Source organism: Rhodococcus sp. C26F, from assembly GCF_053345925.1.
The window spans coordinates 38,347-52,926 of the sequence record NZ_JBKFBA010000032.1; the positions used below are offsets into that span (position 1 = coordinate 38,347).

A 14,580-nucleotide genomic window follows, 5' to 3' on the forward strand; every position below is an offset into this window, starting at 1 on the left:
GCCACTTCGATCGCGTCATTTGGTACAGCAATAGTTGATTGAGCTAGGCGAACTCGTCAACATAGGATTTTCCAGCGCATCATTTTGATCAGATGTGATGCACGACACACTAGATGGATGCGCACGGTGCTCAGTTCCGGACGATCCGGCGCATCCGCCTGGTGAGGATTCGCTCTACCGTTCACGCGGAGGTCGGGCGGTCTCGACCACTTCGACGGCAAGGTCGCGCACGAGTTGGTTGCGCTCCTGGGACAACCTGCGCAGCATTCCGAATGCGCTCTCCGCGTCGATGCCGAAGCGTTCCATGAGAACGCCCTTCGCCTGCCCGATGACGTCCCTCGAAGCCAGAGCCGCGCGGAACTGCTCCTCGCGCACCGCGGCTACCGCGGCGAAGGCCGCATGCGTCGCCAGGGTCGAGGCGATGTCGACGCTGCCGTCGTCGAACGCACCCACCTGCGAGCTGTGCAGATTGAGGGCTCCGATCGTGTCGTCCGTCGTGTACAGCCGGACCGCAAGCATGGAGCGAGCACCCAGACGGGCCGCTCGGGAAGCGAACGCGGGCCATCGGTCCTCGTGCTCCATGTCGTCTACACGGATCGTCTCCTTCTCCCAGATGGCCTGCACACACGGGCCGTCCTGCATCTTGTACTGGAGTTCGTCGATCCTGCTCGGCAGAGCGGACGTCGCAGCCTTGGACTCGAACCTCGAACCCCGGGCGGCCAGCGTGATCCCGGCATGTTCGGCACCGGGTACGAGCTCAACCGCCGCTCGGGTGATCACGTCGAGCGTCTTCGTCAAGGAGCCATGCTCGTCGTGCATCTCACGAGCGAGTTCCTCGATGGATTCTCGCAATTGTCGCTCGAACCTCACCGAGTTCGCACTACGAGCGTCGCGGCCTTCACCGGTGTCCATACTGCATCGTGGCATCGAAACGGCGACGGGGTTGCAGCGTTCGACCGAGGGGTATTGCCCTCGGTAGCCGGAATCGGTGTCCGGACGCCGCACCCGGTGAGGTGCTGCCGGTTCAGACATGCAGCCGGCAGCACCGTCCGGGTCCCGTATACCCGGGTTACTGCATCCCGGGCTACTGCACCGTCAACGCGAACGGTCCATCAGGCCGGTTCCCATCGCAGCCGCGGCCACGCCCAGGACGAACACGATCGCACCCACGATGACGTGGGACCAGATCATGGACGTACTGGTATCTACTCCGCTGACCAGCCACGGCGAGACGAACAACCACAGACCGAGCAGCGGCACGACGAACGCCAGGCCGTGGGTGCGGCCGTAGGCCGAACCGAGCGCCATGGCGAGCAGTGCGACCGCGAGGCCGCAGATCAGATTGGTGGTGGCGAGTGCCGTCTGATCGGCGAAGCCGATGATCCAGGCGGATGCCGCCGCGTACAGACCGGCAACCATCATCAATCCGTCGGTGACCTGGACTGTGGGCTGTTCGCCCATCCGGTCGTAGCGTTCGCGCATCTCGACGATGTCGGGATGGGCGTGCATTGCAGAATGAGCCGATGATGTCGACATTGTCCTCATCTCCTCGTGGGTGAGAAGTCCGAGGGGCCCTCCTGGGTCCGACACCATTATCGTCGTCCCGGGCGGGATGTTCCCGTAGGGTAGAAAGTCCCGACTTGGTGATCTCGGGCGGAGCGCACCGTATCGATCCGGACCATCAGGGGACGAGGACGGCAGCGCCGCGCACGCGGTCGCCGGCGAGATCCGCCAGCGCGCGATCGGCTTCGTCCAGCCCGTATCGCATCGTCGCGACCCTGATGCGGTGCTGCCCGGCGAACGCGAGGAACTCCCGGGAATCCTTACGGGTATTGGCGGTCACCGACCGGATCTCGCGCTCGTAGAACAGGTGCCGCTGGTAGTTCAGCTGCGGAACGTCGGTCAGGTGGATGCCGGCGATCGAGAGGATGCCGCCGCGGTCGAGTGCTTCGAGTGCGGGCGGCACGAGGTCGCCGACGGGTGCGAAGAGGATGGCGGCGTCGAGGGGCACCGGTGGTGCGTCCGCGGCTCCCTGCACCGACGCGGCCCCGAGTTCGCGAGCGAGATTCCGCGCGTCCTCACTCCTCGTCATGACGTGCACCTCGGCACCTCGCGCCAGGGCGACCTGCGCCGCGATGTGGGCGCTGCCGCCGAAGCCGTAGATGCCGAGCCTCCCGCCGTCGGGAACCGAGGCGCGCTTCAGCGCGCGGTAGCCGATGATGCCGGCACAGAGGAGCGGAGCGAGTTCGACGTCGTCGTATCCGTCGGGCAGCGGGAGGGCGTACGCCGCCGGTACGGCGACGAACTCGGCGTACCCGCCGTCCTCGTCCCAACCGGTGTATCTCGAATCCGGACACAGGTTCTCGTCGCCACGACGACAGTAGCGGCACTGCCCACAGGTCGAACGCAACCAGGCCACGCCGACGCGGTCGCCGTCGGCGAACCCTTCGACCGCCTCCCCCACTCGATGGACCACCCCGACCACCTCGTGCCCCGGGACGACACCCGCCCGGTGGACGGGGAGATCGCCCTCGGCGACGTGCAGGTCGGTGCGGCACACACCGCACGCCAGCACGCGCACCAGTAGATCGTTCGGTCCGGTCTCGGGAAGCGGGACGGATTCGAACCGCAAAGGGTGACCGGCGACGGGGCCGGGCTCCACCACGCGCCACGCTCGCATCGACTCAGGCAGAGCCGGCCGAACCCCCACCCTCCGAACCCCCGCCCTCCGAAGCTCCGCCCTCCGAAGCTCCGCCGCCCGGACCTTCGGTGTGCCAGGGCCGCACATCCGGATCGTCGTCGGCCGGCGGCTCCGGATCGCGTGCCTCGTCGGCGCGGGTCGGACGGTTGGCGCGGATCATTCCTTCGGTTTCCTCTGCGAGCGCGTCGTCCTTCCTCGGACCGTGCTTGTCGCTCCCTCGTTCCATCTCTCTGCTCCTTCCGATGGTTCGCCGAGAATCCGTCTGTAACGCAGCGGTTACTCGGTTGCGGGTGGGACGTGGTCGGGGTCGTAGTCCTCGACGCCGGCGGCAATGCGTTCCTGCTCCGTGCGGTACTCGAGATAGTCGTCGTCGACGCGGTCCGGCGACTTGCCGTGCTCGCGCCGATCCTTGGGCGCGGACTCGGTCGGGTCGATCACGTCGTCGAGATCGGGAGTGTCGTGCGGTTCGGTCATGATCTTCCTCCGAACATTTCTCGGTGAAAGGCGGTCTCCCTAGGACTACCCCCGCCCGGCTCCCCGAACCACCTACCCCAGCAGGATGCGAATCCCCGTCGGTCGCCGGAGTGTTTGCCCTCGCCGGTAGTGGTGAACCCCTTCGTACATGAGCAGCACAGACGGTTCTGCCGATCCGTACGACGCAGCCGAAGATCCCGACGCCGATCCCGACAACCTCCTCTCCAAGGCTCCGCAGCAGCCCGACCAGGCGGAGGGCGAGGACGAACCGGACGAGACCGGCGATACCGGACGATCCTGACCGTTCGAAGGAGACATCGATGACCGAAACCGCCCACGAGGGCCCGAATTCCGGCGGCACGGATGTCGTCACCATCCTCACCGAGGACCACCGGGAGATGCTCGAGCTTCTGGGCCGAGCGGAGACCACGCTCGACGCGGAGGAGCGCCGCGATCTCACCGATGCGGCGATCGCCGAAGTGATGAGGCACGCGGTCGCCGAGGAGATGTTCGTCTATCCCGAGATGGAGAAGCACGTCCCCGGCGGCACGGAAGCCGTCGAACACGACAAGGAGGAGCACGACGAGATCGTGCAGGTGATGAAGCAACTCGAGGGCGCGGAAGCATCGAGTGCGGAGTTCACGACGTTGGTGAAGAAGTTGCAGGATCTTCTGCGCCACCACGCGAACGACGAAGAATCCGAACAGTTCCCGGCGTTGAGGACGCATCTCGGGCAGGACACCCTCGTGGAGGTCGGCACCAAGGTACAGGCCGCCAAGAAGCTGGCCCCGACCCGACCGCATCCGTCCGCGCCGCATTCCGAACTGTTCCACAAGACCGTCGGACCGGGGGTCGGCATGGTGGACCGACTGCGCGACGCACTGACCGGACGCAATACCTGAGCGTCAGGACGGCGCGGCACCCCGTCACGCCGGGTCGGGTTCCTCCGGCGCGCCGTCCTGAGCACTCGTCCGGGCGAAGAAGGAGATCCTCCCGTTCGTCTCGAGCACCGCGAGGTCGATGTCGGCGAACCGCCGGATGCCCTGTTGACGCGCGGCGGCCATGAGGTCGTCGAGGGACAGACGTTCCCGTTTCAGGTTCTGCAGGTCGGGTTCACCGTCCTGGACGATCACGACGGGGACCCCGTGGGTGATCCCACGCATCCGCGGAGAGCGAGCGTTGATCGTCGAGAGGGCCAGGGTCAGCACAGCGAAGACACCGATGGTGAGGACCGCACTCGTCATCGACACGTCGTCCTGCGTGATTCCCTGCTGCACGAGATCACCCATGGCCACGAACAGCACGAGTTGGAAGGTGCTCAATTCGCCGACACTCGACCGGCCGACGAGGCGAGTGATCCCCCACAGGAACAGGAACAGGACGAGCGCGCGGATCACGATTTCCATCAGGGCACCAGCCAGGTATCGAAATAGATTGTCACTGCCGATTTCTCGCCGTCCATCACCGAGACGGAGCCCGATTCGCCCCATTGCCTCCCGGCCCGGATCCGCACGTCGAGCGCGAAGGTGAACTCGTCGCCCGGCGGCGGATCGAAGGTCAGGTACGCCAGCCCCTCGCCCGCGGTCTCCGAGGACGGCTCGGGCAGCCGGCCCCGCATCTCGAGGACCTCGAAATAGGACGTGTCGATCGCCAGGACGATCTCCCCGTCGAAACCGCCGTCACGGTGCACCGTCACCGCCCAGGGGACGTCGAGCCCGGAGCGCGCGATGCGCGGGTAGGTCAGGTCGAGCTCGTACCCGCCGCCCCGCGCGGTGGCCGTCGAACTCAGCACGCCGAGAAAACCCAGAACCCCGGCCGTCAGCACCATCACGAGCACGGTCGCCGCGGCGGTCCGCAACCGCGCCACGCCCTTGCTGCGAGCTACCTTCCCGACGTCGTCGAGGGTGGATTCCGGCCTGTTCTCCATCTCTCCACGTTGACACAACACCGGTGACAAACGGTGGATATCGACAGGGTGTTTGAGCTGCAGAAGCACGGGTAGCCGCAGGTAGCACCACGACCAACCGAGGTGGCGTCGAGACCAAGCGTCACTGGGTGTCATCAATGGGCGCGTCCTCGCGCGCGTCTCCGCACGACAATCGGCATTCGAGGAGCAACATGTTTCGTCACACAGACCATCTGCAGTTCGATGTCAAGCCCGAAAAGCCCGATCCCGTCTACGCCCGCAAGCTCCAAGAGCTGATCGGCGGCGCATACGGCGAGATGACCGTGACCATGCAGTACCTGTTCCAGGGCTGGAACTGTCGAATGCCCGGCAAGTACAAGGACATGATCATGGACGTCGCCACCGAAGAGATCGGGCACGTCGAAATGATCGCCACCATGGTGGCGCGTCTCCTCGAAGGCGCACCCGCCACCGAGTCGACCAAGAACGCCGCCGCCGACCCCGTGGTCGCAGCCGTACTCGGCGGCATGGACCCACAACAGGCCATCATCTCCGGTGGCGGACCCACCCTCTCCGACAGCAACGGTGTGCCCTGGAACGGGCGCTTCATCGTGGCCAGCGGTAACCTCCTCGCCGACTTCCACGCCAACGTCGCGGCCGAAGCGCAGGGACGGGTGCAGACCGCACGCTTGTACAACATGACGGACGATCCGGGCGTCAAGGACATGCTCCGGTTCAACCTCGCCCGCGACACCTACCACCAGAACCTGTGGCTCGCGGCCATCGAGGAATTGAAGGCCGACGGCATCGAGCCCAGCCCGATCGCACCGAACGCACTGTTCGACGAGGAGCACTCCGAGCACGCGTCGAGCCTGTGGCACCTATCCGACGGCGCGGCCGCCGATCAGGGTCGCTGGGCGCACGGCACCGGCCCCGACGGCACGACACCCATGTCGTTCCTCGCCGACCCGGTCCCGCTGGGCGATGTGGCGAGCGCACCGCCGCCGGACCCGAAGCTGTACGCGACCTACGACGGATCGCAGGGCAAGCCCCGTTCTGCCGCAATGGGAACGGAGAAGGGACTCATGGGCAAGATGAAGGACGCCCTCGACCCCGACAATCCCTGATACTTCCATCCGATGCAACTGCCCCGGCTCCCCCGCGAGCCGGGGCAGTTGCGCGTGAAAGTACCTTCCCTGCGGTTTGTTTCGTTACCGGTTTGTTTTGTGATGCGAGGGATCGGGAAGGCTTCATCAATGAGCACCAACATCTTCGTCCCCGGACTCACCGACATCCAGCGCAAGGAGCTCGAGACCGTACGCGGCGCCGACCAGCTGAGCTTCCACGGCCTCCTCGACTACGAAACACTGGTGGAGCCCGACGAATACGTGTTCGACGATCTCCTCGACGCCTGCCGGCGCGAACTCGACGACTTCCCCGGCAGCGTGGACGGGATCATCGCCCACTGGGACTTCCCCACCAGCGTGCTCGCTCCCATCCTCGCCGCCGAACGGAACATCCCCTCGCCGTCGCTGCGCAGCATCGTCGCCACCGAGCACAAGTACTGGAGCCGACTCGCCCAGAAGGAATCGGTCCCCGAGTGCGTCCCGCAGTTCAACTCGTTCGACCCCTTCGACGACAACGCCCTCGACAGCATCGAGCTCGACTTCCCGTTCTGGGTCAAGCCTGTGAAGTCGCATTCGTCGCAACTCGGATTCGAGATCCACAACGAGCAGGAATTCGCCGACGCCCTCGTCGAGATCCGCGAGAAGATCGGACTCGTCGGTAACGCCTTCGACGAGGTTCTGCGCCGCGTCGACCTCCCCGCCGAGATCGGGAAGAGCTCGGGCACCACCTGCCTCGCCGAGCAGGTCGTCAGTGGTATCCAGGCCGCTCCCGAGGGCACGATGTTCCAGGGGCAGTTCAACGTCCACGGCGTCTTCGACATGCGCAAGGATGCCGCCGGGCACAGCTTCGAACGCCTCGACTACCCGGCGAGCACCGTGCCCGACGAAGTGCAGGCACGCATGATCGACATCACCGAGCGCTACCTGCGCCACGTCGGCTTCGACAACGGCTGCTTCAACTCCGAGTTCATGTGGGACGAGGAGAACGACAAGCTCTGGCTGATCGAGGTCAACACCCGGATCTCCCAGTCGCACAGCGAATTGTTCGCCAAGGTCGACGGCAGCTCCAACCACGAGGTGGCCATCGACATCGCCCTCGGCCGGCAGCCCCGCATGCCGTACCGGCAGGGCGAATACGCCGTCGCAGCGAAGTGCATGATCCCGCACTACGAGGACGGCATCGTCACGTCGGTGCCCTCGGAAGCCGACATCGCCCGTCTCCGCGAACGGATCCCCGGCGCCCTGGTGTGCATCGACGTCGCTCCCGGTGACCGGCTCGCCGATCTGCCCAACCAGGACGCCTACCGCTACGAACTGGGCACGATGTACATCGGCGCCGACAGTGTCGAACAGCTCGAGCAGCGGTATCGCGAAGGCCTGGAGGCACTTCCGTTCGCCTTCGATCCTGCACCCGAGAATCGGTAGGAGTTCTGCATGCACACGATCACCGATCTCCCCCACGAGGTCCGTGTCATCGAGAACGTCTTCATCACCATGCGCGACGGCGTACGGCTCGCAGCGCGGATCTGGTTGCCCGTCGACGCAGAGAAGAACCCCGTCCCTGCCGTCTTCGAGTACATCCCGTACCGCAAGCGGGATTCCACGCGTGGACGGGACGCGCTGAACCATCCCTACATGGCCGGCCACGGCTACGCCTGTGTGCGAGTGGACATGCGCGGCAGCGGCGACTCCGACGGGGTGCTGCGCGACGAGTACCTCGCCGACGAACACGACGACGCCTGCGAGGTCATCGAATGGCTGGCGTCGCAGCCGTGGTGCGACGGTTCGGTCGGCATGATGGGCATCTCGTGGGGCGGCTTCAACAGCCTGCAGGTCGCGGCGCGCCGACCACCGGCCCTGAAGGCCATCGTCAGCGCCTCGGCCACCGAGGACCTCTACGTCGACAACATGCACTACATGGGTGGTTGCCTGTTGTCCGACAACCTGTCCGAGGCGACGGTGATGTTCGCCTTCAACAGTCTGCCTCCCGATCCCGCCATCGTCGGCGACCGCTGGCGGGAGATGTGGCACGAACGTCTCGAGGGCAGCGGCCTGTGGATCGAGAAGTGGCTCGAACACCAGCACCGGGACGACTACTGGAAACGCGCCTCCGTCAACGAGGACTACTCCTCCGTGCAGTGCCCGGTCCTCGCCGTGGGCGGCTGGGCCGACGGCTACACCAACGCCATCTTCCGGTTGATGGAACATCTCGACGTCCCCAGGAAGGGACTGATCGGACCGTGGGGCCACAAGTACCCGCATCTCGGGGTCCCCGGCCCGGAGATCGGCTTCCTGCAGGAGGTCGTGCGGTGGTGGGACCACTGGCTCAAGGGCGTCGACACCGGGATGATGGACGAACCGATGGTACGCGCCTGGATGCAGGACTCCGTCGAACCGAACCCGTCCTACGCGGAACGTCCGGGCCGCTGGGTGGCCGAACCGTCGTGGCCGTCGCCGAACATCGAGAACCGCCGCTACACCTTCGACCGGTACGCGCTGCATCCCGACGACGACGGCATCCTCACCGTCGACGAGCGTCCCCTGCCGCTCCGATCCCCGTTGAGTGTCGGCATGTTCGCCGGCAAGTGGGCGTCCTACGCCGCGACTCCCGACCTGCCGTCGGATCAGCGCGAGGAGGACGGCGGTGCGCTCGTCTTCGAGACCGAGGCGCTCGACACCACGACGGAGGTTCTCGGCCGTCCCGAGCTGGAGCTCGAGGTCTCGTCCGACAGACCGGTGGCGATGCTCGCCGCCCGGCTGTCCGACGTCGCGCCCAACGGCGAGGCGACACGCGTGACCTACGGGTTGCTCAATCTCACGCACCGCGACAGCAGTGAGAAGCCGGAAGCCCTCGAGCCGGGACGGCGCTACCGCGTCCGGATCGAGCTCAACGGCATGGGCCACGTGTTCCCGGCCGGGCACCGTCTGCGCCTGTCGCTGTCCACCTCCTATTTCCCGCTGGCGTGGCCGTCGCCGACACCCGCGGAGGTCACGGTGTACACCGGTGGTGGTCTGCATCTGCCGGTGCGCCCGCCCCGGCCGGAGGACGCACATCTGCGCGAGTTCGGGGAACCGGAAGCTGCTCCGGAACTCGGGATCACCCTGCTGCAGCCGGGTGAACACCATTGGCGGACCACCCGCGACCTCGCGACCGGCGTGTCGACCCTCGACATCCTCGACGACCAGGGGTCGTTCCGGATCGACGAGACCGGTACGGTCATCCGGCGTCGCACCCAGGAGTGGTTCAGTTTCGGAGGCAACGATCCCAACTCGGTGCGCGGCGAGACGCAGACCCTGCGCCGCTACGAGCGGGACGACTGGCGCACCGAGGTCCGCACCCGCACGATCCTCACGTCCACCCCGGAGGAGTTCGTGATCAACGCCGAGCTCGACGCCTTCGAGCTCGACGACGACCACGGAGATCGACGGGTCCACTCGGAGAGCTGGCAGCGCCGGATCCCGCGTGACCTGGTCTGACGACAACCGCGACGGAAGCTCACTCCGCGACGTGCGGGGTGGGCTTCCTCCTTTGCGCGCGAACGGTACTCAAGCACTCTTGCGCGAGTCGTTGCCGACATCGAAGTGCTCGTCGTACCACCTCTTCGCCTCGTCGAGCACGCCCCTGCTCAGCCGGGCGTGGGGCCGGACATCGACGAGGAGCGGCTCGTGGTCGGGACCACGCCCGACCATCCTGCCGGTCAGAAGCCACGCGAACCGCCCGTCCTCCTCGGCGAGTTCCGAGTACTTGCAGACGCGACGGGCGACCCAGTCCTTGACGGGCCGTCGCCACCACGGCTCCGGAGCGAGAGTCGTGGCCGAGAGCCCCGGCAGGGTCACGTTCGCCTCGTAGTCGCGGCTCGGTCCGTCCTCGGCGTCCGCCGCCGGCCCCTTCGAGTACCGCAGATAGAGCAGCGGATCTGTCGCCAGGTCGGCGAGTTGGTCGAGTGAGGTGATCAGCGGGATGTCGTCGGGATCGGGATGGAAACTTCGGACGGACGTGCTCACCCTTCTCCTCCTCCTGCCGATACTCCAGGACGAATTCGAAGAGTTCCCCGCTCCTCTGCCGCGAAACCCCGCACCGCGGTCGGGTCAGTAGGCGCCGTCGCTCGCGAGCACCGCGCGCACCGTCTTCACGACGATGAGCAGATCCTGCACCATCGACCAGTTCGCCACGTAGAACAGGTCGAGGCGGATGCGGTCGGCCTCGGACAGATCGGACCGGCCGGAGACCTGCCACAAGCCCGTCATGCCGGGTCGCACGAGGATGCGGCGCGGAACGAAGCCCGGGATCTTCTCTCAGAACGTCGGCACGGGGAAGGTGCGGACCAATTCGTCGAGTACCTTCTCCGAATCTCCGTCACGCGCGATCCATTCGTGCACCAGGATTCGGGCACAGCCATCCCTCCGAAAACCTCGAGTCGATCGGGAGGGTACTTTATGAGCCTGCCGGCGCCGAGAGGTAACGGGTCGGCACGACCATTCGATACGAATGCGTCCGAACGGCAAGAAGATTGAAGGTCCGAGATGGGGTAGGGAAATCACCCTCTCTTTCACCCTCGACAGTGGAGGTCACAGAGTGGATGTGCGACACGCGTCGTGGTTCGGCGACCCCGCCTCCCCACGCCTCGGCCACGTCCACCTTCCCGCCGACCGCTCCGCACGCACGGTGGCGACCTGTTTCGAGAGCTTTCCCCTCGACGTCTATTTCTGGTTACTGTTAGGAACTGTCGGATGCGCACTGACGCAACACTGGCCACCTCACCGAAGCTCGCTCACCGCATCGGATTCGGCGCCCTCGCACTCCGTCCGTCCGGCAGCGGAGTCCAGACCTACGTCCGCGAGCTGCTGACCGCGCTCGACCCGCTGCTCCCTTCGGCTGCGCTGCGCGCGACGGTGCAGTGCGATGCCACGGGTGAACTGCCCCCACGCGTGACCCCGTCGGTGCGGCCGGTCGCCGACGGGGTGCGACGGATGCTGTACGCCAAGATGCCCGTCCGCGGGGTCGACCTGTTCCACAGCCTCGACGTCGACCTGCCCGCCCTGTGTTCCGGTGTCACCGTCTCGACGTTCCACGATCTCGCCGTCTTCGACACCCCGTGGGCGTTCAACAAGTACCGCGCCGCCGGTGAGCGTGCACTGCTGCGCGATGCCATGCGGCGGGCCGACGTGCTCGTCGCGGTCTCGAACTTCACCGCCGAACGTCTCCACACGCTGTGCGGCCGCGACGCCGTGGTCACCCCGCTCGCCCCCGCGGCGTGGGCGAAACCTCCCACTCCCGAGGAGGTGCGGGACATCCGCCGGGCCTACCGGCTGCCCGAACGGTTCGTCCTGCAGGTCGGCACCGTCGAACCCCGCAAGGACGTCGCGCTCGTCGCCGACGCGTGCCGCATCCTCGACATCCCGCTGGTGCTGGCCGGAACCGGATCCACCGGACCGCACGCACCGGCCGGTTCGATCGGTCTCGGTTACGTTCCCACCGCGCATCTCCCCGCGCTGTACGCCGCGGCGACCGCCGTCGCATACGCCTCGTGCTACGAGGGTTTCGGGTTACCGCCCCTCGAGGCGATGGCGTGCGGTGGGGCGGTGGTGACGAGCGCCGTCGGCGCACTGCCCGACGTCGTCGACGACGGAGCGCTGCTCGTCACCGAACACACCGTGACGTCGTGGACCGCGGCCCTGCGCGTCGTCGTCCACGACCGCGACACCGCGGAGGCGCTGTGCACCCGAGGACGCGAGGTCGCCGCGACCTCGACATGGACGCGCACCGCCGAACTCACGCGCGAGGCCTACCGCACCACGGGTCTGAGAATCTGACAGGTCTGCGCGTCGGTAGACATTCGCCGGCCGACCGCATGGCCGACCGGCGACCCCGAGCGTCCGAATCGGGGGTCTGTTCCTCTTCACCCAGACCGTGGCGATCGTGATGCTGGGTGCTGCGGTGGCCGTGTGAATGTCGCTCTTCGCGGAACGCTACGATCTTCCATGGCCCGTCACCGCTGCTCTCTCGGCTGTCTGTGTTCTGGCCGGAACCCATGTCCTTCCCATCACCGGCGGGCTCGGCCTCGCCGGTCTCGTCAAGTCCCGTTGAGGTTGCAGTGTCCCTTTCGCGGTCGATGCCGCGTCGCGTGTCGCGGTCCATGCCGCTCCGCGCCGTTCTCACCCTTGTCGGTGTGTTCGCTCTGTCGTGTACCCAGAGCACCGAGGCACGCGACTGCCGAACAGATCTGACCGCCGACAGTCTCGGGGTCGCGACGGGAGCCGGTCTCGACTCCCTCGACGCCGACGACCTCGACGCGTACATGTCGAAGGTCGCCGACAGCGGCGCCGGCTGGATCCGGTTCGACATGGACTGGTCGATCATCGAACCCGCGCGCGGACGCTTCGACTGGAGGGGCACCGACCGGGTCGTCGCCGCGGCCGACGCGCACGACCTGCAGGTGCTGGGCCTGCTCACCCACACTCCGCACTGGGCGCGGACGTCGGAGGCCGACCCCGACGATCCGCACGGGATGCCTGCCGACCCCGGCGAATTCGGGCGCTTCGCAGGCGACGTCGCCGATCGCTACTCGGACAGTGTCACGCACTGGGAGATCTGGAACGAGCCGAACCTGACGGCCTTCTTCACCCCGCAACCCGACGTCGGCGCGTACGCCGACCTGCTCGTGGCGGCGTCGGACGCGATCCGCAACGTCGACCCCGGGGCGGTGGTGATCACCGGCGGCCTGTCCCCCGGCACCGACAACGGCTCCGACATCGCCCCGACGACCTTCCTCACCGAGTTGTACGACCAGGGCGTGTCGCCGGCCTTCGACGTGGTGGGCATGCATCCCTACAGCTATCCCGCTCTCCCGTCCGACGCGTCGACCTCCGACTGGAACTCCTTCTACCGCATGCGCGAGATGCGCACCGTCATGGTCGAGCGCGGGGACTCCGACAAGCCCATCTGGGCAACGGAGTTCGGGGCACCGACGGGCACGGACACCGACGCGGTCGGGCCCACGGAGCAGGCCGACATCCTGCGCGACGGGATCACCGAGCAACGCGCGTTGGGCTTCGTCGACAAGCTGTTCGTCTACAGCCTCCTCGACCGGGGCACCGAGGTGGCCGATCGCGAACAGAACTTCGGAGTCCTCACACACGACGGGTCGCCCAAGCCGGCCTGGGACGTGCTGCGCACGGCCGCGGTCACTTCCGGTTGCCTCTGATCAGCAGCGGTTCGACGGGAGAGCATCGCGCGCCGCCAGGCGCAGGGGACGGACGAGGTCGGCTCCGAGATCCGCGGCGCGGAGGGTCCATCGGTGGTGCGGTCGCGAGGTGGGGACGGCGACGATCCGACCCGCCCGGTAATCACCGTTCGCCCACTGCTCCTTGAATTCCGATGTGCCGAGCAGATAGTCGAAGCGGTCGATGCCCAGTTCGTCGTGCCGATCCGTCAGCCGCCGATGCAGCAACTGTCCGGGCTGGTAGCGGCGCACCTCGGGATGGAAGCGGCCGATCCACATCTCCGCCGTCCTGCCGGTTCGGAACATGATCTCGTGGGCCATCCACCTGTCGCCGACGAGCAGGCCCACGACGAGCAATCTGCCGGCGCGGGCTTCGGCGTCGAGCAGCGGCCGGGTGAACGCGACGAACGGCGGCGCACAGAAGTTGTCGCCTCCGCTGTGTTCGTCGGCGACCGCAGCGACCGCGGTGACGTCGGGCCACCTCTGCGCGAGATGGTCCGGATCGCCCACCACTTCGACGGAGGTCGGGGTGCCCTGCCGTTCCAGCGAGCGTTCGAGCCGGGACAGCGTCTTCAGTGTGCGTCGACCACGCAGTGATTCGGCGCCGGCACCGGTGGCGACATCGATGGTCAGGCACCGTTCGGTTCCGACGATGTCGACGTTCCAACGAGGCGAGGCCTGCAGCATCTCCACGAGAGGGTCGGTGAGATCGATGTGATCGAGTTGCAATGCCATGTTCCGGTCGGCGATGCCGTCGAGCAGGTCGGCGAGCGCGGCCTCGTCGGTCGCGAGGAAGGTTCCTATCGTGGCGAGGCCGTGGGCCGGCAGCCGTAGGGCGGTGACCCCGAGCCGGGTGCGGGCGTGCAGGGGTGCGAGTCCGACGAGGCGCCCGCCGCGCCGGACGGTGCACACGGCCGATCGGCCGCGTCCCATCCGATTCCAGGCCAGTGCGTAGGAGGGGCGGGTCGCGACGCGCCCACCCGTCTCCTGGGCGAGGTCGTCCCATTCCGCGGAGAGCCGAAGGGCCGAGTTTTCGTCGTGGATCTCGAATCTCACGGTGCGCATGCACCGGAACCTTCGGTCCACAAATCCCGCCTCTTCCGGCCCCCTGCTCGTTAGAGTGAATTCGCGGCGTCGGTCTGCCGCTCG

General features: G+C 66.9%; 17 protein-coding genes and 1 pseudogene. 8 read left to right on the forward strand and 10 right to left on the reverse strand.

The genetic code is table 11. The annotated features are described in order from the left end of the window. Positions 1-174 precede the first annotated feature (174 nt). From ACLBYD_RS23740 to ACLBYD_RS23760, 5 genes are all read right to left on the reverse strand, one after another. Positions 175-798, reverse strand: coding sequence for a GAF and ANTAR domain-containing protein (locus tag ACLBYD_RS23740; protein ID WP_447818388.1), 624 nt, complete (start codon positions 796-798; stop codon positions 175-177). A 297-nt stretch (positions 799-1,095) separates the two neighbouring features. Further along, positions 1,096-1,509, reverse strand: a complete 414-nt coding sequence (locus tag ACLBYD_RS23745; RefSeq protein ID WP_447818413.1) for an SPW repeat protein — start codon at positions 1,507-1,509, stop codon at positions 1,096-1,098. Positions 1,510-1,681: 172 nt separating this feature from the next. Continuing rightward, positions 1,682-2,680, reverse strand: coding sequence for a zinc-binding alcohol dehydrogenase family protein (locus tag ACLBYD_RS23750; RefSeq protein WP_447818389.1), 999 nt, complete (start codon positions 2,678-2,680; stop codon positions 1,682-1,684). Positions 2,681-2,684: 4 nt separating this feature from the next. Continuing rightward, entirely contained in the window at positions 2,685-2,927 is a 243-nt protein-coding gene (locus ACLBYD_RS23755; RefSeq protein ID WP_447818390.1) for a hypothetical protein, read from the reverse strand. Between the two features lie 50 nt (positions 2,928-2,977). Further along, positions 2,978-3,175, reverse strand: a complete 198-nt coding sequence (locus tag ACLBYD_RS23760; protein WP_271037998.1) for a hypothetical protein — start codon at positions 3,173-3,175, stop codon at positions 2,978-2,980. Between the two features lie 148 nt (positions 3,176-3,323). Here ACLBYD_RS23760 and ACLBYD_RS23765 point away from each other — a divergent pair, with 148 nt between their 5' ends. Together ACLBYD_RS23765 and ACLBYD_RS23770 are read left to right on the forward strand one after the other, a co-directional pair. After that, positions 3,324-3,476, forward strand: a complete 153-nt coding sequence (locus ACLBYD_RS23765) for a hypothetical protein (protein WP_019290944.1) — start codon at positions 3,324-3,326, stop codon at positions 3,474-3,476. Between the two features lie 19 nt (positions 3,477-3,495). Further along, positions 3,496-4,077, forward strand: coding sequence for a hemerythrin domain-containing protein (locus tag ACLBYD_RS23770; protein ID WP_447818391.1), 582 nt, complete (start codon positions 3,496-3,498; stop codon positions 4,075-4,077). 24 nt (positions 4,078-4,101) lie between these two features. Here the strand turns inward: ACLBYD_RS23770 and ACLBYD_RS23775 are convergent, their stop codons facing one another. Next, positions 4,102-4,581: a YetF domain-containing protein gene (locus ACLBYD_RS23775; protein ID WP_120280319.1), complete on the reverse strand. Its 480-nt coding sequence runs from the start codon at positions 4,579-4,581 to the stop codon at positions 4,102-4,104. Continuing rightward, positions 4,581-5,102 carry a hypothetical protein gene (locus ACLBYD_RS23780; RefSeq protein ID WP_447818392.1) on the reverse strand — a complete coding sequence of 174 codons (522 nt, stop codon included), beginning with the start codon at positions 5,100-5,102 and terminating at the stop codon, positions 4,581-4,583. Before ACLBYD_RS23780 ends, ACLBYD_RS23775 begins: the two co-directional genes overlap by 1 nt. 191 nt (positions 5,103-5,293) lie before the next feature. Between ACLBYD_RS23780 and ACLBYD_RS23785 the strand changes: the two genes are divergently transcribed. From ACLBYD_RS23785 to ACLBYD_RS23795, 3 genes are all read left to right on the forward strand, one after another. Beyond that, positions 5,294-6,208 (forward strand): manganese catalase family protein, encoded by a 915-nt coding sequence (locus ACLBYD_RS23785; protein ID WP_447818393.1) that lies wholly within the window; start codon positions 5,294-5,296, stop codon positions 6,206-6,208. Between the two features lie 129 nt (positions 6,209-6,337). Beyond that, on the forward strand, positions 6,338-7,633 hold the full coding sequence (locus tag ACLBYD_RS23790) for an ATP-grasp domain-containing protein (protein ID WP_447818394.1): 1,296 nt from the start codon (positions 6,338-6,340) through the stop codon (positions 7,631-7,633). Positions 7,634-7,642: 9 nt separating this feature from the next. Continuing rightward, the gene (locus ACLBYD_RS23795; protein WP_447818395.1) at positions 7,643-9,685 is read left to right on the forward strand and encodes a CocE/NonD family hydrolase; all 2,043 of its coding nucleotides are present in this window, start codon (positions 7,643-7,645) and stop codon (positions 9,683-9,685) included. Between the two features lie 69 nt (positions 9,686-9,754). On the opposite strand, the gene ACLBYD_RS23800 is transcribed toward ACLBYD_RS23795, so the two are convergent. Together ACLBYD_RS23800 and ACLBYD_RS23805 are read right to left on the reverse strand one after the other, a co-directional pair. Beyond that, on the reverse strand, positions 9,755-10,213 hold the full coding sequence (locus ACLBYD_RS23800) for a DUF6098 family protein (protein WP_447818396.1): 459 nt from the start codon (positions 10,211-10,213) through the stop codon (positions 9,755-9,757). 84 nt (positions 10,214-10,297) lie between these two features. Beyond that, a pseudogene (locus ACLBYD_RS23805) lies at positions 10,298-10,504 on the reverse strand (sugar transferase); the annotation flags it as partial. Positions 10,505-10,939: 435 nt separating this feature from the next. On the opposite strand from ACLBYD_RS23805, the gene ACLBYD_RS23810 reads away from it, so the two are divergent. The 3 genes from ACLBYD_RS23810 to ACLBYD_RS23820 all read left to right on the forward strand — a co-directional run bounded on the left by ACLBYD_RS23810 (position 10,940) and on the right by ACLBYD_RS23820 (position 13,413). Further along, positions 10,940-12,022 (forward strand): glycosyltransferase family 4 protein, encoded by a 1,083-nt coding sequence (locus ACLBYD_RS23810; RefSeq protein ID WP_447818397.1) that lies wholly within the window; start codon positions 10,940-10,942, stop codon positions 12,020-12,022. Positions 12,023-12,158: 136 nt separating this feature from the next. After that, positions 12,159-12,296, forward strand: a complete 138-nt coding sequence (locus ACLBYD_RS23815; RefSeq protein ID WP_447818398.1) for a hypothetical protein — start codon at positions 12,159-12,161, stop codon at positions 12,294-12,296. Between the two features lie 82 nt (positions 12,297-12,378). Further along, complete coding sequence (locus tag ACLBYD_RS23820) at positions 12,379-13,413, forward strand: cellulase family glycosylhydrolase (RefSeq protein ID WP_447818399.1); 1,035 nt, start codon at positions 12,379-12,381, stop codon at positions 13,411-13,413. On the opposite strand, the gene ACLBYD_RS23825 is transcribed toward ACLBYD_RS23820, so the two are convergent. Then, positions 13,414-14,496: a GNAT family N-acetyltransferase gene (locus ACLBYD_RS23825; protein WP_447818400.1), complete on the reverse strand. Its 1,083-nt coding sequence runs from the start codon at positions 14,494-14,496 to the stop codon at positions 13,414-13,416. Positions 14,497-14,580: the final 84 nt, after the last annotated feature.